Origin of the sequence: Agromyces sp. NPDC057679, from assembly GCF_042799635.1 — a bacterium.
In the GTDB taxonomy this organism is placed as follows: Bacteria; Actinomycetota; Actinomycetes; order Actinomycetales; family Microbacteriaceae; genus Agromyces.
In genome coordinates this window covers 750,101-769,444 of record NZ_JBHVIK010000002.1, presented here as the reverse complement: position 1 = coordinate 769,444, position 19,344 = coordinate 750,101, and the positions used below count along the sequence as shown (strand labels likewise).

Genomic DNA, 19,344 nt, shown 5'->3' with positions numbered 1-19,344 from the left:
TGCGCCTACTCGCCCTCCGCGCTCGAGGGGCTGAGCCGCAGCGTCACGATCTGGAACGGGCGGAGCTCGAACTCCCACGCATTCGAGCCGGCACCGGCGAGCGCGACGCCGATTCCCCCGCCGGTGGGGTCGGCCGCGTCGAACGGGCGCTCGAGGAGGTCGGTCGCCACCGCGTCGGCCGCGAAGGATGCCTCGAGGCGCGCGTGTGCCCGAGCGCCGTGCGGCTCGTAGAGGCGCACGATGACGTCGCCCGAGGCATCCTCGGCGAGCTTGACCGCTTCGACGACCGCCCCGGTCACGCTCACGAGCGGCTCGATCGACGAGGCATCCACGCCGCCGATCTCGCGGAGCGGCAGGTTCATGCGGTAGCCCTCGGCGATCGCGTCGGGGATTCCGGCGCCCGGCATGATCGAGACGCGCAGCCGGTGCTCGCCCTGGTCGGCCTCGGGGTCGGGGTAGCGCGGGGCGCGCAGCAGCGAGAGCCGAGCGGTCGTGACGGTCGCGCCCGGGCGCGCGGGGTCGGCGTCGCGGCGGAGGTCGTGCCCGTAGGTGGAGTCGTTCGCGATCGCGACGCCGTAGCCGGGCTCGCCGACGTGCACCCAGCGGTGGGCGGGAGTCTCGAAGCGGGCGGCGTCCCACGAGGTGTTCGCATGCGTCGGCCGGTGGATGTGCCCGAACTGGATCTCGCTCGTCGCCCGCTCGGCGTGCACATCGAGCGGGAACGCGAGCTTCAACAGCTTCTGACGCTCGTGCCAGTCGATCTCGAACTCGAGCTCGAGGGCGAGCGCGTCTGCCCCCAGCGACACGGTCTCGACGATGACGGATGCCCCGAAGCGGCGCGTGATGCGCACGGCGACCCGCTCGGCGTCGGCCCCGTCGGCCGCGGTCGGTACGACCTCGACCGATTCGGCCTCGCGCAGCTCGACGACATTGCGGGCGTAGTGGGCGTCGACGTCCCAGGCGTCCCACTGGTTGGGGGTGTCGCGGAAGAGCTGGAGCAGATTGCCGGCCCGGCTCGGCGCGATCGCCTCACGGCCGAGGCGCCCGTCGGGCTCGCGATGCCGCAGGGAGACGAGCAGTCCGTCGGCGTCGAGCACGGCGTCGAGGTGGGCGTTCGCGAGGGTGATGTGGTCGCCGTCACGAGTGAGCACTGCGCCGGCGGTCGAGCAGGTTTCGCCCGAAGTACCGCCCATCGCCGGCACCCCCGAGACCGCGTACGGCCCGGCGTTCAGGCGCAGCATCCGATCGCCTTGGCCGGCGAGCGCGCGCACCGAGCGCTCGATGACCGACTCGAGCACCTCGGCGACCTCCGCGTAGCGGCGCTCGGCCTCGCGATGCACCCACGCGATCGACGACCCCGGCAGGATGTCGTGGAACTGCTGCAGCAGCACCGTCCGCCAGGCCTCGTCGAGCTCCGCGCGCGGGTACTCCGCCGCGCCGCGCACCGCGGCCGTCGTCGCCCACAGCTCGGCCTCGCGCAGCAGGTGCTCGCAGCGACGGTTGCCGCGCTTCGTGCGCGCCTGCGAGGTGTACGTGCCGCGGTGGAACTCGAGGTAGAGCTCGCCCGCCCAGACCGGCGGCGCCGGATACTCGGCCTCCGCCGCCTCGAAGAACTCGCGCGGCGACGACAGCCGCACTCGGGGCGATCCCTCGAGCGAGGCGGTGCGATGCGCCGACGCGAGCATCTCGCGGGTCGGCCCGCCGCCGCCGTCGCCGTAGCCGAACGGCACGAGCGAGGTGTTCGCCGCGCCCTTCTCGGCGTACTGGCGCTCGGCGCGGGCGAGCTCCTCACCCGTGAGTTCGGCGTTGTACGTGTCGACCGGCGGGAAGTGCGTGAACACCTCGGTGCCGTCGAGCCCCTGCCAGCGGAAGGTGTGGTGGGGGAATCGGTTCGTCTCGTTCCACGAGATCTTCTGCGTGAGGAACCACCGCGACCCCGCCGCGCGCACGATCTGCGGCAGCGCCGCCGAGTAGCCGAACGAGTCGGGCAGCCACACCTCGAGCGGCTCGACGCCGAGCTCCTCCATGAAGAAGCGCTTGCCGGCGACGAACTGGCGCGCGAGCGCCTCGCCGCCCGGCAGATTCGTGTCGGACTCGACCCACATGCCGCCGACCGGCACGAACGAGCCCTCGCGCACCCGCGCGCGCACCCGCTCGAACAGCTCGGGGTAGTCGCGCTTGAGCCACGCGTACTGCTGCGCCGACGAGGCGGCGAACACGAAGTCGGGATGCTCCGCGATGAGCGCGTCGACGTTCGAGAAGGTGCGGGCGACCTTGCGCACCGTCTCGCGCACGGGCCACAGCCAGGCGCTGTCGATGTGCGCGTGGCCGACGGCGTGCACGCGGTGCGAGCTCGCCCAGGCGGGCGCGGCGAGCACGGGAGCGAGGATGCTCCGCCCCTCCGCGGCGGTGCCGGCGACGTCGTCGGGATCCATCGCGTCGACCATACGCTCGAGCGCCCGCACGATCTGCGCTCGGCGCGTGGAGTCGGCGGGCAGCTCGGCGGCGAGCTGACGGAGCACCCGCACATCGTGCAGGAGCTCGTCGACGGTCACATCGCGAAGGGCGAGCTCGACAGGGCCGAGCACGTAGAGGGGTTCGTCGCCCGCGGTCTCCCACTCGCCGCGAAGGGTCGGAGCGAAGATCCAGTCCTGCATGACGTCGGGATTCGACGCGGCCTCGAGGTACACGACGTCCTGCCCGCCGTCGGCGCCGATCAGCTCCAGCGGCACCGCCCGGTTGCGCGGCTCGACCGCTTTCACGATCGTGCCGTCGGGCCGCCACACGAGGGCCTCGGCCTGGAATCCCGGCGTCACCGACGAGAAGCCGAGATCGACGACGAGTTCTGGGCGGCCTCCGTCGATCGAGACCACGCCCCCGCCCCGCGTCGCGACGACCTCGGTCGACGCGCGGCCGAGCAGATCCGCGACCGGCGGCACCGACACCCTGAACCAGGTCGTGCCCCACGCGCGCCCCCACGGAGTGCCCGCCGACACGGGCTCGAAGCGTTGCGCCACCGCCTCGGCGAACGGCACGGGTTCGCCCGGCGCCTCCCATCGTTCGAGCGTCGCGGGCACCAGATCGCGGTAGCGGGCCGGCTCCAGCCGTTCGCGCACGAACCGTGCGATGCGGGTCTCGACCAGGGCGGAATCGTCGTGCATCGGAGGAAGGCTCCTCTCCCGTGGCCGGACTGCGGCGGGGAAACATCGCCCGAACCGAGGGATAGCCGGCCGGCGCGGAGGTTCGGGTCGTCCCGCGTCGGCCGGCGGTCTACAGCTGCCTGCGGCTGATCGACGATCGCGCCCGACCGGTCGCGCTCACGTCGCCGGTGTTCGTCGGCAGAATCCTCGAGATCATCGCCGGCAGTGCGCGGGTTCGTCGCATGGTGCTCGTGCTCCCTTGCTCGAGTACTGCAGTGCGGATGCTCCGGTTCGGCGGGGCAGAAAGCGATTCGCCCCGGGGAGCAAGCCGGCTCCCCCGAACCGTGCTCCACGGGGCGATCGCAATCCCCACTCGCACATAGTAAATCGAATGGAATTACTCGGCAAGACCCAAATTTCTCCGCGGCGAGGGGGCGGGCGGGACTCAGAGCAGCAGCAGGCGGTTCGCGGTCGGCGCGAAGGTGCGCTCGAGCACGAGACTGGCGGCGCCGATCGCCGCGACATCCTCGCCGACGCCGGTGCCGACGACCTCGAGCTCGCGCAGCGCGATCGTCGCGCTGTACTCCGCGAGCCGCGGCGGAATCCGTTCGAGGTACCGCGCCTGGAGGCGCGCCCAGAACGGCCCGCCGAACACGACGCGATCGACGTCGAGCAGGTTCGTGATCACGGCGACGGCGCGCGCGGTGCGGTCGGCCGCGAGGTCGAGGATGCCTCCGGCCACTGCGTCACCCGCGTCGGCGGCCGCGCACAACCGGTCGAACTGCGCGTCGATCTCGGGCGGCGACTCGTGCGGAGCCTCGGCCCGCAGCACGCCGAGGCGCTCGGCCTCCTCGACCATCGCCTGCGGGGTGATGGTGACCGCGATGCAGCCGCGCTGCCCGCAGGCGCAGGGCGGGCCGTCGGGGTCGGCGACGATGTGGCCGATCTCGCCCGCATTGCCGGAGACCCCGCGCATCAGATCGTCACCGAGCACGAGTCCCGCGCCGATGCCGGTGCCGAGGTAGAGGAAGACGAACGATCCGGTGCCGCCCTCTCCGCCGACCCAGGTCTCCGCGACGGCGGCGGCGACGACGTCCTTGTCGACGAGCACCGGGAGGCCCGTCGCCTCCTCGAGCGCCTCGCGCAGCGGCACGCGGTGCCAGCCGTGCAGGTTCGGCGGGTCGACGATGGTGCCGCGCTCCTGGTCGATGGGGCCGGGGGCGGCGAGCCCGAGGCCGACGAGCTTCTGGCGTGCGATGCCCGAGTCGGCGACGAGCTGTTCGACGTGGTCGCGGATGCGGTCCATCACGTGCTCGGGGTCGCTCGCCTCGGGCGTGCGATGGCGCGCGTGCGCGACGACGTGCCCGGTGAGACCGAGCAGCACGAAGGTCATCACGGCGGGATCGATGTGCACGCCCGCGGCATAGAGCCCCACCGGGTTCAGGCGCAGGATGGTGCGCGGCTTGCCGAGGCCTGCGGCGCTCGTCTTGCCGGCCTCGACGATGTAGTCGTCATCGAGCAGGCGCCGGGCGATGTTCGACACGGTCTGCGTCGAGAGGCCGGTGAGCTCGACGAGCTCGACCCGGCTGCGCCCCTCTGGGGCCCGCCGGATGGCGTCGAAGATGACCGAGCGGTTGAAGTCGCCCATGCGCGGGAGGTTGGTGCCGCGCCGCGGGGCAGGGGGTGCCGAATCGATCATGCGCCGACCCCTCCCGCCGCCGTCGTCGCGCAGCTGCGCTCCTCCCTCGAGTTTGTCACATCGATGGAGAAATCGGGATGGTCGGCCTACTGCTCGCCGATGAGGATGCCCCGCTCGCTGGTCTGCGCCCGGACCGCCGCGATGAACTCCTCGAACGCGGCCTTGCTCTTCGCGTAGCCGATCGCGCCGCCCTTGACCGCGCCGAGGCCGCCCTTCTCGTCAAAGCGCAGCCAGGTGTTGCCGTACTGGTCGATGCCGATCGCGAAGGTGAACGAAACGTGGAAGCCCTTGCCGGCCATCGCCCCGAGCCACAGCGTCTTCTGCAGGCTGCCGCGCTCGACCTTGATGCTGCCCTGGGCCGGGGTCGTCGCCGTGTAGCCGAGGCTCTCGGCGATGGAGATGACGACGGGCACGGTCAGCTGGTCGTCGCCGGCGAGGATGATCTGGGTCATGGGAGGAAGGGTCCTGTTCGGGTCGTTGGGTCGCGGGAGGGTCGCGCCGGAATCGGCGAGACGACCCTACCGCGACCCCGCCCCTCCCCGGAGTCGCCGTTCAGGCGGCCGGGCGGGCCGCGGTCGTGCCGCGGTGGCGACGCGACTGCGCTCCCCCGCCGATGCGGTGCAGGATGCCTCGACGCCCCGCGCGCTCGGCGCGCTCGCCCTCGTCGAGGCGGCGCTCGTGGGCGCGACGGCGGCGCTCGTTCACGACGGCGGCTTCGCGCTCGTCGGCGGTCTGGAGCGTCTGTGCGATGTAGCCGACTGCGAGGTTCATGTCCCGATTCCCTTCGGTGCGGCGCCGTGGTGGCTGCCTGACCCTCAGATTCCTCGCTGAGGTGGGGCGGCCGGATCGGGCGAGTGCCCTATTTCGCAGGACCGGGCACCTCAGATCCCGGGCCCAGGGCACCTCAGATCGCCGGGCCCAGGGCACCTCAGATCGCCGGTCGTGACACCTCAGATCGCCGCTCGGCGACGTCCCCTCCCGCACGAGCGGTACCGAAGTACCGAAGTACCGCGCATCCACTGCGACACCTCCGCGACGGAAGCCCACAGCATGCCCCGCGCATCGCACCCCTTCTCGACGTCACCGGCACCCGGTACGGTCGGCGCATGAGCGCGCTCGAGCGGTTCGAACTCCACGTCTCCGACGCCGTCCTCGACGAGCTTCGTGATCGCCTCAGGCGCACGCGGCTCCTCGACGACTCACCGCGGCTCCCGCCGTCGGGAATGACCGCGGCATACCTCCGCGAACTCGTCGACTCCTGGATCACGTGGGACTGGCGCGCCCGCGAGGCCTGGCTCAACACGCACCCGCAGTTCATCGCCCCGATCGACGGCGCCCAAGTGCACTTCGCCCACCTGCGTTCATCGGTGCCCGACGCGCCGGCGCTGCTCGTGATGCACGGCTGGCCGCACACCTTCGCGCTGCAGCTCGACTTCGCCGACCGGCTCACCGAGTTCGACGTGGTCGTCGCGAGCCTGCCCGGTTTCGCGTTCTCGTCGCCGTACGCCGACGGCCCGCTCTCCGAGGCGCGCCTGGCGGCCACGATGCACACGCTCATGACCGAGGTGCTCGGCTACGAGCGCTACGTCACCTACGGCGAGGATGTCTCGGCCAACGTCAGCGACCTCATCGCCGCCACCCACCCCGAGCAGGTCGCGGGTATCGTGGCGACCCACGCGCACTTCCCGACCTCCGCCGAACGCGCCGCCCTCACGCACCCGGCCGAGTTGACGTTCTTCGCCTCGCTCGCCGACCGTGAGTGGCCCGACGGTGCGTACGGTCACGTGCAGGCCACCCGGCCTGACGTTCTGGCCGCTGCGCTCAACGACTCCCCCGCGGGCCTGCTCGCGTGGATCGCCGAGAAGCTCGTCGGCTGGAGCGACACTCCGCCGGGCGACCCGCGCCTCGTCGAGCGCCGCATCTCCCGTGACCGCATCCTCACCGAGGCGATGATCTACTGGATCACCCAGTCGATCGCGACCTCGTTCCGGCCGTACTTCGAGGGCCAGGACGACGGACCCATCCCACCGACGAGCGTGCCTGCGGCGGTGTTCATCCAGCGGCACGAGGCCGCCTACCCCGAATCGCTGGCGCGGCGGCACTACCTCGACCTGCGCGTCTTCGACCGACTCGAGGCGGGCGGCCACTTCGCGGCGGCCGAGGTGCCCGACGACCTCGCGGCCCGCGTGCGGGCGTTCGTGCACGAGCTCGGCTGAGACCGAAAAGACATGGGGATGCCCCGGGCCGGAGCCCGGGGCATCCCCATGTCGCGTCGCGGTCAGTCGCCGCAGCCGCCTCCCGACCCGGCCGCCGCAGCGGGCGTCACGACGAGGCGGGCGCTCGCCGAGGCATCCTCTGCGGTCGCCGTCAGCGTGCGCATGCCGGGTTTCGTCGCGGGCAGGGTGACGGTCGCCGTGCCCGAGCCGTCGGCGCCGGCGGTGACGGTGCCGAGCTCGACGGCGAGGCCGTGTTTCGGCGTCTTCGAGGCGAGGGCGAGCTCGACGGTCGCGCCGCGCGCGAATCCGGCGATCTCGACCTGGAGCTTCTCGCCGATCGCGGCCTTGCACACCGAGAGCGTGACCGCCTCCGAGCCGGGCTCGACCGGGTTCGGCAGTTCGACGACCCAGCCCTGGGCGGCGAGGCCGCCGAAGACCTCCTCCAGGGTTCGCTCCCCGAAGCTCGGCTCGACGTCACCGTCGTACACCGACACGGTGATCGGGTCGTCGGCGGTGCCGTAGCCCCAGAACGGCGTCGACGAGTCGGCGCACTCGCTGCCCGACTTCACCCGAACGTCCGCGCCGACGGCGAGCTCCGCGGTGCGGAACTGCTCGAGCGAGGTGAACGGGTGCTCGGCGCTGCCGTCGCCCGCCGCGGGTGCCGCGCAGTCGAGGAAGACCTCGGTGGGCTTGCCCGGGTCGTCGGCCAGCTGCTCGTAGAGGGCGAGCGTCGCGAGCGAGTACGGTGCCCGCGCCTGGTCGACCGAGACGCGGAACTTCTGCGCCGTGACGGCCTGCGGCAGCGTGACGATGCGGCTCACGCCGATCGTGCCGGCCTTCGCGACCTCGACCCACGCACCGTCGACCTCGGCGTCGATCGAGAACTTCTCGACGACCTGCCCGTGCTCGAGCACGCCCTCGGCGAGCGCGATGCGCCGCACCGACTTCGGCGAGCCGAGGTCGATCGTCACGTCGCCGGGCTCGGCGCTCGCGCTGAGCCACGACGAGCGGCTGTCGCCGTCGGTGAGGGCGCTGGATGCCTCGCCCTCGGCCCCGATCGTGACCGGCACGCCGAGCGCGTGGTCGAGGGTGAGTGCCTTGCGCCGCTCGGCGGCGAAGCCGTCGAGCGCGCTGACCGAGGCGGGCGCGAAGGTGCCCGTCGTGGTCGGCGGTGTGTTGAGCAGCATGACCGAGTTGCGTCCGGTCGTGCCGAGGTAGTGACCGAGCAGCGCCGACGGGGTCTTCGGGGTGTCGGTCGGGTGCGCGAACCAGCCCTGGGTGAGCTTCATGTCCGACTCGGTCGGCCACCAGTGCAGCGCGTTCGCCCCGCTCGCGACGGCCGACTGCAGCATCGCGGCCGAGCCGACCTGCTCGAAAGTGCCGCCTCCGACGACGCCGATCTTGCCGCCGTCGCCGGCGTCGCTGATCGGCACGGGCGCCCACTCGTCCTGACGTGCGGTGCCGCTCTCGTTGCCGACCCAGCGCACGTCGCGACCCCCGACCGCGACGACCGCGTTCGGCTGCAGCTTCGAGATGAGGTCGTAGAAGGCGGGGTAGTCGTAGAACTCCTGCTTGCCCGTGTTGCCCTGGGCGCCGTCGAACCAGACCTCGTCGACCTCGCCGTACTGCGTGAGCACCTCGTAGAGGGTGTTGAGGAAGAAGGCGCCGTAGTCGGTCGCCGGGTACTCGAACGTAGGCAGGTCCTCACCGGCGCGGTCGTCGCCGTCGACGAGGGTCGGGATCGTCCGGGGCGTCTTCGCGCTGCCGTTGCCGAACACCCCGAACTGCTCCTCGTGCGAGTCGGCGGGCGACATGTAGAGGCCGACCTTCATGCCGTACTTGTGCGCGGCGGTCGTGAAGTCGCGCACGATGTCGCCCTTCCCGTCCTTCCACGGCGTCGAGGCGACGTCGAAGTCGCTGTAGCGAGAGGGGTAGAGGAGGAACCCGTCGTGGTGCTTCAGCGTCAGGATCGCCATGCGGTGACCGCTGTCGCGCAGCGACTTCACCCACGCGTCGACGTCGAGCTCGCCGGTCGGCTGGAACCGGCCGAGGTCCTCGGTGCCGTGGCCCCACTCCTGGTTGTAGAAGGTGTTGATGCCGAAGTGCACGAAGGCGGTGAGGCCGAGCTCCTGCCAGTCGAGCTGCGCGTCGGTCGGGCGCACGAGCGCGGCCTTCGCGAGCACGTTCGCCGGGCAGTCGGCGCTCGTCACCTGGATGTAGTTCGCCGGCGAGATCTCGCCGAGCGGCAGGCACGGCATCGGCTCGTCGAGCTCCTGGTAGCGGAACGCCCCATCGTCGAAGGCGCCGTTCAGCAGCGCGAACCGGGTGCGCTCGACACTGCCCTTGAAGCCGCGGTTGCCGATCGCCGCCACCTCGTTGCCGATCGCGAGGGTCTGGGTCGCCTTCGCATTGCGGGTCGAGGGCGCGGGGGCGGTGACCTCGGGCAGCTCCTTGCCGTCGAGCCAGGCGATGACCTTCGTCTCGGCGGAGCCGGGCACGTAGGCGAGCGAGAGCACGTGGGCCTGGCCCACTGCGGGCAGGGCGACCTTGCCCATGTAGTCGCGCCAGGTGCCACCGACGTTCGCGCTGAAGCCGTACTGCAGCCCGTCGCTGCGGTAGCGCGCGCTCAGGTTGCCGCCGACAGCGGCGACCGTCGCGAGGTCGGCCTGCGCGCCCGAGGCGGTGAACTCGGTCTCGATCACGAAGGCACGGTCGAGGGATGCCCCGGTGAAGAGCTCTTCGCTCGCCGTGAAATCGGCGGCCTGGTTCGCTCCGCCGAGCTGCAGGTCGCCGCCCGAGACGCTCGCGGTGCTGCGCAGGGCGAGGGCACCGTCGAGGCGCTCGCCGGCGGCCGGCGTGTACGCCGAGGCATCCGTGCCGCCGTCGAACTGCACGTCGAGCAGCGTCGTCGTGATCGGCGCCGGCTGGAACTCGAAGAGCTCGGGGTCGTATGCGCCGACGTCGCCGACGACACGGACGTGGCCGAGCTCGCCGACGATGCCGCGGCCGGCGCCCGCGGGGTGCACCTCGTTGCCGAAGCCGAACGCGTTCGTCGAGGCCGACTGCACGCCGACGCCCGCATCGGCGGCGAGGGTCTGCAGTTCGACGCCGTCGAGCCAGGTGTGCAGCTCGGCGCCGTCGTCGGTCGTGACGTACTGCACCGAGAGCCGGTGCGCGACGCCCGCGGCCGGGGCGGGCGCCTCGGCGCGATGCGTCGACCAGTCTGAGCCGTCGTACGAGTCGAAGCCGTAGACGAGCTTGCCGCCCTGGGTGCGCACGTAGAGGTTGCCCGCGGCCGAGAGGATGGTCGACATGTCGGCCTGCGCGCCGGTCGGGGTGAACTCGACCTCGGCGAGGAAGCCCGGCGTCGGCGTCGCGCCGCCGAACGAGAAGTCGGCCGCCTCGAAGCGGATGCCCTCGGTGCCGCCGTGCAGGCGCACTCCCCCGGCCGCCAGCTGCTCTTCGCCGCTCGCGAGACGGCGCACGACGCCGCGCATCGACTCGCCCTCGGTCGTCGTGTACGCGGTCGTTCCGACGAGCGAGCCGCCGAAGCGGATGTCGAGGTCATCGCCCTCGGCCGCGCTGGCGATGCCCGCGGGGGCGAGCCCCGTGAGGGTCACGCCGAGCGCGGCGACGAGGGCGAAGATCCGGCGACGGGATCGTGAGGTCCGTGGTGTTCGTGGTGCGGTCGTGGTACTCGGCTCGGTCATCGTCAACGTCACTCCAGTAGCTGATCACTCGCGGGCAGCGACACTGCCGCCCTGCCGGGGAGCGTAGTAGTTATCCGATGTTTAAGCAACGATGCGACGTCTGCTTCGCCTAGCAGCCTTTATTCCGACAGCATTCGACGGAATGGTGGGTTACTGAGATCCGATCTTTACCGTCTTTCGGGATGCCGCAGCAGACGACAGCGGCCCGGAACCCACCGGTTCCGGGCCGATGTGAAGCCGGACTACGCCGCCGCGGAGCGCTCCGCCTTCGCGAGGTTCGCGACGAGCTCGTCGCGGGTCTGCGCGCCGGCCGAGTAGGCGGGCTGGTCGCGCTCGACGCGCCAGCTGTCGTCGAGCGGGCCGACGTTCACGGTGTCGAAGCCGAACTCGTCGTAGAGCGCGGTGACGAAGGCCGCGGCATCCTCGTGGTCACTCGCCGTCGCGAGCGCACGGCGGGCCGGATCGCCCGCCGCGCGGCCGTCGGTCGTGATGTCGGCGGCCACGATGTGGTTGAAGCCCTTGGCGACGTGGCTCGTCGGCAGGTGCTTCTGCAGCATGCCGGTGACGGTGTCGCGGCCCTCGTCGAGGGCGGGCACGTGGCCGTCGCGCTCCCAGTAGTAGTTGTCGGTGTCGATCACGATCTTGCCGGCGAGCGGCTCGACCGGAACCGAGGCGTACGCCTTGAACGGCACGGTCACGACGGCGATGTCGGCGGCGGTGGCGGCTTCAGCAGCGGTCGCCGCGCGGGCCGAGGGGCCGAGCTCGGCGATGAGACCTTCGAGGGTCTCGGGGCCGCGCGAGTTGGCGATCACCACCTCGTATCCGCTCTTGACGGCCGCGCGCGCGACCTGGCTGCCGATGTGTCCTGCACCGATGATTCCGAGAGTGGTCATGAGGAGTGCAACGTGGGCGGGCGGGTGTTGTTCCCGGCGCCACTGCCCTGTCTCACCCGATCCCGCCCGCCGAGATCTCCTTCGCGAACGCCTCGAGGGTGCCGTCGATCGCGACCTCGGCGATGCGGTCGGCCTCTTTCGCGGTGAGCCTGAGCCCGGAGCGATCGAGGGCGCGCACCTGTCGCGCGAGGCGCTTCACTAGTTCGCGCCGTTGGGCGGTGCCGAGGCGTCTCCATTCGGGGTCGATCGGCACCGGTCCCTTGCCGGGAACCCAGATCACTCCGGGCGCGTCGTTCAGCACGCCGAAGAGGATGTAGGCCCACAGCACGTACTTGTCGAAGTTCACCCGGAACTTGTCGTCCTCGATGATGGCCTCGATGATGGCGCGCAGGTTCGGCATGACGCCGATGCGGTCGGTCGTCGGGGTCGCGCTCGGGGTGTTGATCGACGATGACAGCCACGACCGCACCGCCGACGGCCCGAGCGGCCAGCCCTCGCGGGCGCGGTGCCAGCTGTTCAGCAGCAGTGCGGCGCCCGTCACGATCGGGCTCGCACCCGAGGTGCCGCCGAACGAACTCGTGTACTGGGTGGTCGAGGTGCCCGTCCAACCGTCGCCGGTGGTCGTGATGCCCTGCCCCCAGCCGTAGCAGTCGATGCGGCTGCCGAAGTTCGAGAACCCGAGCCGGGTGTGCGGTGCGGCCGACGACGCGGCCCCGACCATGATTGCGCCCGAGTCGCGGAAGTCGGCGTGCCCGCGCTGCAGCACGTGCTTGCCGTCGGCGTCGGTGAAGTCATCGAGGTCGTTGCTCCCGTTGCCGGCCGCCTCGACGACGATGATGCCGGCGTCGGTGGCGTCGCGGATCGCGTCGAACACGGCGTCCTCGACCTCGACCGGCAGGTAGCCCGAGTCGCCGACGGTGGTCTGCGCCTCGAGCAGCAGCACGTCGCCCGGCGACATGGCGTCGGTCGCCGAGATGATCGCCTCGGCGGTGCGGTACGAGGTCGAGGTGCGGTACTGCGACACCACCCGGGCGGATGCCCCCGGCGCGATGCCGACGACGCCGATCGCGTTGTCGACGCCGACGACCTCGCCGAGCACGGCGGTGCCGTGCCCGTGGTAAGCCTGACTCACACCCGAGATGATCGTGATGTTCGCCGCGACGAGGTCTTCGTGGTTGCGGGTCCAGCCCTGTTCGAGGTCGACGAAGCCGATGCCGCTGCCGTCGGCCTCGCCCCAGGCCCAGCGCGCGTCGATGCCGGCGGGGGCGGCGTCGAGGTAGCCCTGGTCGTCGCTGCGCGGGTCGTCGCTCGCGTCGACGGGCGGCGGGGTGGGCCCGCCTTCGACGTAGGCGCTCGCGATGTCGTCGCGCGCCGCGAGCTCTTTCGCGAGCCGTCGGGCCGAGACCTGGTCGGGCACGACGATCGCGGCGTAGCCGGCGAAACGCTCGCGGCGGGCGCGGCCCAGCGAGAGCTCGCCGGCGAGCGGTTCGAGGCGCGCCTCACGGGCGAGCGCATCCTGTTGCTCGGCGAGCACGTCGGCGAGGTAGGCGGCCGCGTCCAGCAGCTCGACGTCGCCCGGCTCGGGTTCGGGAGCCGCCTTGCCTTTACCGCGGCGCGGCGGCGCGGCATCCGTTCGTCGTCGCTCGGTGAAGTCGCGACGCGCGTCGTCGCGCACCTTGACGATGACGCGTTGTTCGACGCGCGGCGTTCGTGCCGCCTTCGGCTCCTCGCCGTCGATGAGGCCCATGATCGTGCTCGCTCTCGGTGCCGGGAGGTCGGTCGGGCGACTGCGACGAGTGCCGCACACGGCGGCCGGCCATCGTGGACGGGATCACCACGATGCTGCGCCGAACGGCGCACCGTCGCATCAGGGCGGGCACCGAGCCGAAACCGGCGAGCGAGCGCCAGGAGTCGTAGGCTGACCGCATGGCTGCCGCTCTGGGGGATCCGGTCCGTCACGCACTCGAGTCGGTGCTCGGGGCCGTTCGAGATCGCACCGACGGTGCGGTCGCGTCGTACATCCCCGAGCTCGCGAAGGTCGACCCCGAGCAGCTCGGCGTCGCGCTCGCGAGCACGCACGGGGTCGTGCACGAGGCGGGCGACGTCGAGGCGGAGTTCACGATCCAGTCGGTGTCGAAGCCGTTCGTCTTCGCGCTCGCGGTCGACGCGCTCGGGCTCGACGTGGTGCGCCGGCACGTCGACCTCGAGCCGAGCGGCGAGCCGTTCAACGCCATCAGCCTCGACGAGGCATCCGGTCGCCCTCGCAACCCCATGATCAACGCGGGCGCCATCGTGATGAGCTCGCTCATGAAGGGCGACACGGCCGACGAGAAGTTCGCCGTCGTGCGCGACGGGCTCGAGCGGTTCGTCGGCCACGATCTCGTCGTCGACGAGGAGGTGTTCGGCTCGGAGGCGTCCACCGGGGATCGCAACCGCGCGCTCGCCTACCTGGCCCGCTCGGCGGGCACCCTCGGGTCGACCGCCGAGGTCGCGACGACGGCGTACTTCCGCCAGTGCTCGCTCGTCGTGAACGCGCGCGACCTCGCGATCATGGCGGTGACGCTCGCGACCGGCGGCGTGAACCCCGTCACCGACGAACGCGTCATCAGCGAGGATGCCGCGCGCTGGACCACCGCGGTCATGACGAGCTGCGGCATGTACGACGAGTCGGGCGACTGGATGGTGCGGGTCGGCCTGCCCGCGAAGAGCGGTGTCGGCGGCGGCATCGCCGCGGTGCAGCCCGGCCAGTTCGGTATCGGCACCTTCAGTCCGCGCCTCGACCGTCGGGGCAACAGCGTGCGCGGCGTCGCGACCCTCGAGCTGCTGTCGCAGCGGCACGGCCTGCACATGTTGCAGCACCACGGTCCCCCGCTCTCGCCGATCGCGTCGCTCACGCGCGAGGATTCCGGCGACACGATCGCGGTGCTGCGCGGCGAGATCCTGTTCTCGGAGGCCGAGGAGGTGCTCACGCGCCTCGCGCCCCTGGTCGGCGACCACGGATGCCTCGTGCTCGACTTCTCGGGCGTGACGCGGGTCGGCGACGGCGCGAAGCGGGTGTTCGTCGCCGCACCCGAGCTCGTCGGGCAGGCGCCCGACGGCCGTGCACGGGTCGCGGTGCGGGACCCGGAGGGGGTGCTGGGCGACTGACGGGGGCCCGGCCGCGCCGACCCTCCTATCGGTCGCATTGCCGGTCTCCGAGGGGAGGTTCTCCTTCGCGGACCCTGTGGCGATGTGGCCATGTGGCGGACCCAGGTGTGGCCATGCGGCCTTGTGCTCGCCACACCTGTGGTCGTGTGGCCATGTGATCGCCACACCTGTGGCCATGTAGCCAAGTGGACGACCGACCTGTGGCCATGTAGCCAAGTGGTCGCCACACCTGTGGTCGTGTGGCCATGTGGTCGGTCGACCGAGAGGAACACCTCGTCCCGCGGCTCGCTCGATCTCAGTTCAACGGCTGCGACGATCGAGCAGCTCAGCGCCGGCGACGATCGAGCAGCGCAGCGTGCCGGGCGTCGAGCACCCCGAGACGGTGGCGCAGGGTGAGGAGCAGCGCGGCGACCCGGTCGCGATGGTGCGATTCGAGCACGAGCGCGGCCTCGAGATCGCCCGCCTTCTGGGCGAGCGAGCGGATGCGTCCGACGAGGTCGCGGCGCCAGGCCTGGTAAGGCTCGTCGGGGCGGGCGGCGAGCCGCTCGAAGCGATCGTCGATGATCGCGAGGCGCAGCTCGAGCTCGTTGACGTCGGCGAAGAACCTCGAGTGTTCGAGGCGTTCGCGGGCCGCGGTCGCGAGCCGCGCAGAAGTGACGGCGAGCTCGATCGCGGAAGTGGTCGTGCGAGTGGTCGGCGCCGTCGAAACGGTGCGGGAAGAGTCGAACCCCATGGTCGTCTCCTGAAGTGACTCCGGACTGAGCCGAAGATCACGACGCTAGACCGGCCCTCCGACATCCGATCATCGACGAAGGCGGCCCGGGCTTCACACGACCCGTCGATCTCGCGAGAATCGGAGCATGGTGATGGGGTGGTTCAAGCGCGGCTGGCTGACGCTGATCAAGCACACCCTCAACCCGCTCACGCTCGGGATGGCCCGGCGTGGCCTCGGGCCGTTCGCACTCATTCGGCACACGGGGCGTAAGAGCGGGCGCACCTTCGAGACGCCGCTCATCCTCGCGCGGGTGCCCGAGGGGTTCGTCGCCGAACTCACCTACGGGCCCGAGGTGAACTGGTACCGCAACGTCGTGGCGAACCAGGCGACGGTCGTCTGGCGAGGCCGCGAGTTCACGGTCGCCGGCGTCGAGCCGATCGAGACGGCCGCGGGCCTGCGCGCCTTCGGCCCGCCCGCATCGTGGGTGCTGAAACTGCTGCGGCGGCGCGAGTTTCGTCTGCTGCGCGAGGCGCCGCACGGCCCGGAGGGCGAGGCATCCTGACCGACCGCCGGGGCCCGCCGCTCAGATCGACTGCGTCGGCTGCGGCGGGTACGGCGGCGAGGGCGGTGCCCAGCTGTCGGCCGGTGCCGGCGCACGCCACGGCTCGGTACGGCCGTAGGCCAGGTATGCGCCCCAGACCAGCGGAAGGAAGATGTACAGCACCGTCCACCCGCCGGTCTTGCCGAAGCCCCGGTTGATGTTGTTGACGGCGATGACGAGGAACACGACCGTGACGATGCCGGCCCCCGGCACGAGCGCGAGCAGCGCGAGCCAGCCCGCTTGGCCGCCGATCTCGAGCAAGCGCCACGAGTTGTAGATCGGCAACCACGCGGGCCAGCCTTCGGCACCGGTCTTCACGAAGATCTTCGAGACGAAGATGCCGTTGAGCACGTAGACGAGCAGGCTGCAGAGCAGGAGGAAGCCCCACAAGGCGAGGTACGGCAGCCACAGGGCGAAGAGGTCCACCGTCGGAGCCTCCGCGGCGAGTCGGAGCATGTCGTTCAGTCCGTTCGTCATATCACCGAGGTGAGCGTGAGGGTGAGCAGCAACTCGACGTTCTCCAGCGAGGCTTCGAGGCTCGCTCGGTCAGCACAGTCGACCGTGTAGATGACACCCTCGCCGATGGCCGGGAAGGCGCGGGCGACGGCGATCCGCTGCCGCCCGCCGTCGCTGACATCGACCGCGACCGCGTCGGTGAATCCCCACTCGGTTCCCTCCTCGGCGTCGACCGTCGAGATGGCGACGTCGATCACGTCGTCGTCTGCGGTGGCGACGCCGAGCGTGAACTCGAGGAAGGCGATGCTCGCGGCCCGATCGCCGTCGGTGACGCCCTCGATCGATTCCAACGGGGCGTTCGAGAACCAGACGGAGCATCCGTTCTCGACGTTCTCGTACGTGGCATTCGTGAAGTTGCCGTCGCGCTCGCCCGCCCCGTCTCCCGGCACCCAGGCGTCGTCGTACGAGAACGAGTCGATCAGCCAGGTGTACGCGTCGCCTCCGAGTCGCACGTCCCAGGGCAGATCGATCGGGATGTCGGCGCTGAGGGTGCTCGTCGAATGCTCGGGCTCCGCCGCCTCGGCGGAGTAGACCATCATCTGGTCGAACGTCACCGCGAAGATCCAGACGAAGAACACCGGCAGCCCGAGGAGCGGAAGCGCCGAGACGAGGATCGCCGCGGTGAGCGCCGCTGCGAGCCCCTTCGGGCGAGCGGGATGCTGCGGGGCGGGCGCCGGTGGCGCCGGCTGCTGCAGGGCAGGCTGCGGCGCGTGATTCGGGTCGAGGGTCACAGGGTCTCCGTCGGGTGGGTGCGCGTCGTCGCGCTGCGGATCGATCGTAGTGCCGATCCGGTGGGCCGCCACGCTCCCCGCTGCGGCACTCGCCCGTCGTGACCCGGTGGGCCGAGGCATCCGGTTCGTGATCGTGAACCGGATGCCTCGGTCAGTGCGCCGCGTGCAGGTGCAGGCGGTCGGCGAGGCGGTGCGCGCGGCCGACGCGCGCCGAGCGGTCGGCGCGCTCGACGGCGCGGCGCTCGTGCTCGGTGCGGCGGCGCTCGTTCGCCGCGGCGGCGAACTCGGCGTCGTTGCGGTTGAGGGTGGTGGCGATGAAGCCGGCTGCGAGGTCCATGGTTCCGATCCCTTTCGGATGCTTCGCGGCCGACGTTCCGGCCGCCTGAGATCAGACTCGTCGCTGAGGTACCGGGCCCGTATCGGGCGGCTGCCCTATCTTCTCGGGGCGTGGCAGAGCGACCCGGTCTGAGGTACCTCAGGTCGGGAGTGAGGTGCCTCAGACCTCGCAGGATGGGTGAAGGATTCCCTCGCCGCGCGGGCGGCAGGTCGGTACCCTGAGAGGTGGAACCGGACCGGAAGGTGGTGAGTTCCATGGATGCGACGAAGCAGTGGAGCGTCACCGTCGACATCGACGAAGAAGAGAACACCACGAGGGCTGAGGCCACGGTGCGCACGCCCGCCGGTCGGGAGGTGACCGGCGTCGGCAAGGCCGACCGAAATCCACTCGATCCGAACGTGCCCGCGATCGGCGACGAGCTCGCGGTCGCCCGCGCGCTGCACGATCTCTCGGAGCGGCTGCGGCACACGACGGAGAAGGACATCTCGGGCATCACCGGGCAGCCGTCGCACGTGCACCGCTAGGGACAGCGGCCGCGCGCGACGGCGCTGCTGCTCTCGGCTGCAACCACTGGCCGCGCTCCCCCGCACGCGCTAGCCTCGCGCCCATGACCTGGATCCACGGCACCACCTCCGCCGGCGTGCCCTACAGCGCCCGCGCCGCGACCCGCCCCGAGGCCCCGATCGTCGTCGGCTGGCACCTGCTCGACCCGCCGACGACACCCGCCGGCATGGCCGCGGCGCTGCCGCTCGACGGACTCGACGCGCACGTGATCTACCTCGGCCTGCCGCTCAGCGGTGAGCGCGCGCCCCATCCCGACTTCGAGGCGCTGCTGACGAGCGGCATCGACATGGTCACCGAGTTCTTCGGCCCGATGCACGAGCAGGCGCTCGACGAGTTCCCCGCAGCGCTCGACGAGTTGCGCGGCACGCTCGGCGCATCGGATGCCTCGGCGCTGGCCGTGCTCGGCGGCTCGGCCGGGGCATCCGTGGCGGCTGAGGTGTTCGCGACCCACGCCGCCTCGCACCGCATCGTCGCGTGCGTGCTGCTCAACCCGATGCTGCAGCTGCGGCCGATGATCGACGCGATGGCGGAGTTCCTGCCGTCGCCGTACGCGTGGAGCCCGGCGGCGGAGGCGGTCGCCGCACGCATGGACTTCGTCGCCCGCGCTCCCGAGCTCTCGCACGACCGGCTGCTCATCGTCGAGGGCTCCGACGACGAACTGCACTTCATCGCGGCGGTGCGCGAGCTCGAGCGCCTCCGCGTCGGCGAGGTGCGGTTCGTCGACGGCGTCGCCCACCCGCTCGCGGCGTGGCCCGAGGACCCGACGGCCGAGCGCACCGAGGGCGCGAAGACCTACGACCGCATCGCGGCCGAGTGGATCGCGGAGGCGACCGCGGCGTGAGGCGAACTGTCTCCGTCGGCGTCGTCAACTCCGCAGGACGCTCAGGCCGGGACGTCCCTTCGCAGCGCGTGTGGTCATGTGGTCATGTGGTCGGCCTCTCCAGACCGATGCCGGCCACCGGTGACGCAACCGGGTTCGGCCGATCGATCGCGTGGCTGATTCCACGGGCCCGAAGACGCACGAGGCCCCGGCCGCAGGGACGTGCGCCTGCAGCCGGGGCCTCGCGCGGTCGTC

The 19,344-nt window shown here is 71.4% G+C and carries 16 protein-coding genes; 5 read left to right on the top strand and 11 right to left on the bottom strand.

What is annotated here, in order from left to right; genetic code table 11:
- Positions 1–5: 5 nt before the first annotated feature.
- The 4 genes from ACFVAJ_RS10445 to ACFVAJ_RS10430 all read right to left on the bottom strand — a co-directional run bounded on the left by ACFVAJ_RS10445 (position 6) and on the right by ACFVAJ_RS10430 (position 5,610).
- The gene (locus ACFVAJ_RS10445; protein ID WP_376943812.1) at positions 6–3,161 is read right to left on the bottom strand and encodes an alpha-mannosidase; all 3,156 of its coding nucleotides are present in this window, start codon (positions 3,159–3,161) and stop codon (positions 6–8) included.
- Between the two features lie 424 nt (positions 3,162–3,585).
- A complete protein-coding gene (locus ACFVAJ_RS10440) occupies positions 3,586–4,839 on the bottom strand; it encodes an ROK family protein (protein ID WP_376943810.1) in 1,254 nt (417 codons plus the stop codon).
- Positions 4,840–4,925: 86 nt separating this feature from the next.
- The gene (locus ACFVAJ_RS10435) at positions 4,926–5,291 is read right to left on the bottom strand and encodes a hypothetical protein (protein WP_376943808.1); all 366 of its coding nucleotides are present in this window, start codon (positions 5,289–5,291) and stop codon (positions 4,926–4,928) included.
- A 100-nt stretch (positions 5,292–5,391) separates the two neighbouring features.
- Positions 5,392–5,610, bottom strand: coding sequence for a hypothetical protein (locus ACFVAJ_RS10430; protein WP_376943806.1), 219 nt, complete (start codon positions 5,608–5,610; stop codon positions 5,392–5,394).
- Positions 5,611–5,945: 335 nt separating this feature from the next.
- On the opposite strand from ACFVAJ_RS10430, the gene ACFVAJ_RS10425 reads away from it, so the two are divergent.
- Positions 5,946–7,055: an epoxide hydrolase family protein gene (locus ACFVAJ_RS10425; RefSeq protein WP_376943804.1), complete on the top strand. Its 1,110-nt coding sequence runs from the start codon at positions 5,946–5,948 to the stop codon at positions 7,053–7,055.
- Between the two features lie 62 nt (positions 7,056–7,117).
- Here ACFVAJ_RS10425 and ACFVAJ_RS10420 read toward each other — a convergent pair whose 3' ends face one another.
- The 3 genes from ACFVAJ_RS10420 to ACFVAJ_RS10410 form a co-directional block, all read right to left on the bottom strand.
- A complete protein-coding gene (locus ACFVAJ_RS10420) occupies positions 7,118–10,765 on the bottom strand; it encodes an alpha-L-fucosidase (protein WP_376943803.1) in 3,648 nt (1,215 codons plus the stop codon).
- Between the two features lie 242 nt (positions 10,766–11,007).
- Positions 11,008–11,658, bottom strand: a complete 651-nt coding sequence (locus ACFVAJ_RS10415; RefSeq protein WP_376943801.1) for an NADPH-dependent F420 reductase — start codon at positions 11,656–11,658, stop codon at positions 11,008–11,010.
- A gap of 52 nt (positions 11,659–11,710) precedes the next feature.
- Positions 11,711–13,405 (bottom strand): S8 family peptidase, encoded by a 1,695-nt coding sequence (locus ACFVAJ_RS10410; protein ID WP_376943799.1) that lies wholly within the window; start codon positions 13,403–13,405, stop codon positions 11,711–11,713.
- Between the two features lie 179 nt (positions 13,406–13,584).
- Between ACFVAJ_RS10410 and glsA the strand changes: the two genes are divergently transcribed.
- The gene (gene glsA, locus ACFVAJ_RS10405; RefSeq protein WP_376943798.1) at positions 13,585–14,805 is read left to right on the top strand and encodes a glutaminase A; all 1,221 of its coding nucleotides are present in this window, start codon (positions 13,585–13,587) and stop codon (positions 14,803–14,805) included.
- 325 nt (positions 14,806–15,130) lie between these two features.
- Here the strand turns inward: glsA and ACFVAJ_RS10400 are convergent, their stop codons facing one another.
- Positions 15,131–15,538, bottom strand: coding sequence for a hypothetical protein (locus tag ACFVAJ_RS10400; protein ID WP_376943797.1), 408 nt, complete (start codon positions 15,536–15,538; stop codon positions 15,131–15,133).
- A gap of 127 nt (positions 15,539–15,665) precedes the next feature.
- Here ACFVAJ_RS10400 and ACFVAJ_RS10395 point away from each other — a divergent pair, with 127 nt between their 5' ends.
- Entirely contained in the window at positions 15,666–16,082 is a 417-nt protein-coding gene (locus ACFVAJ_RS10395) for a nitroreductase/quinone reductase family protein (protein WP_376943796.1), read from the top strand.
- A gap of 21 nt (positions 16,083–16,103) precedes the next feature.
- Here the strand turns inward: ACFVAJ_RS10395 and ACFVAJ_RS10390 are convergent, their stop codons facing one another.
- From ACFVAJ_RS10390 to ACFVAJ_RS10380, 3 genes are all read right to left on the bottom strand, one after another.
- Positions 16,104–16,598: a DUF5684 domain-containing protein gene (locus tag ACFVAJ_RS10390; protein ID WP_376943795.1), complete on the bottom strand. Its 495-nt coding sequence runs from the start codon at positions 16,596–16,598 to the stop codon at positions 16,104–16,106.
- Entirely contained in the window at positions 16,595–17,368 is a 774-nt protein-coding gene (locus ACFVAJ_RS10385) for a hypothetical protein (RefSeq protein WP_376943794.1), read from the bottom strand. Before ACFVAJ_RS10385 ends, ACFVAJ_RS10390 begins: the two co-directional genes overlap by 4 nt.
- 151 nt (positions 17,369–17,519) lie before the next feature.
- Positions 17,520–17,705 carry a hypothetical protein gene (locus ACFVAJ_RS10380; RefSeq protein ID WP_376943792.1) on the bottom strand — a complete coding sequence of 62 codons (186 nt, stop codon included), beginning with the start codon at positions 17,703–17,705 and terminating at the stop codon, positions 17,520–17,522.
- 254 nt (positions 17,706–17,959) lie between these two features.
- On the opposite strand from ACFVAJ_RS10380, the gene ACFVAJ_RS10375 reads away from it, so the two are divergent.
- Together ACFVAJ_RS10375 and ACFVAJ_RS10370 are read left to right on the top strand one after the other, a co-directional pair.
- A complete protein-coding gene (locus ACFVAJ_RS10375; protein WP_376943790.1) occupies positions 17,960–18,229 on the top strand; it encodes a DUF1876 domain-containing protein in 270 nt (89 codons plus the stop codon).
- Between the two features lie 83 nt (positions 18,230–18,312).
- On the top strand, positions 18,313–19,110 hold the full coding sequence (locus ACFVAJ_RS10370) for a hypothetical protein (RefSeq protein ID WP_376943789.1): 798 nt from the start codon (positions 18,313–18,315) through the stop codon (positions 19,108–19,110).
- Positions 19,111–19,344: the final 234 nt, after the last annotated feature.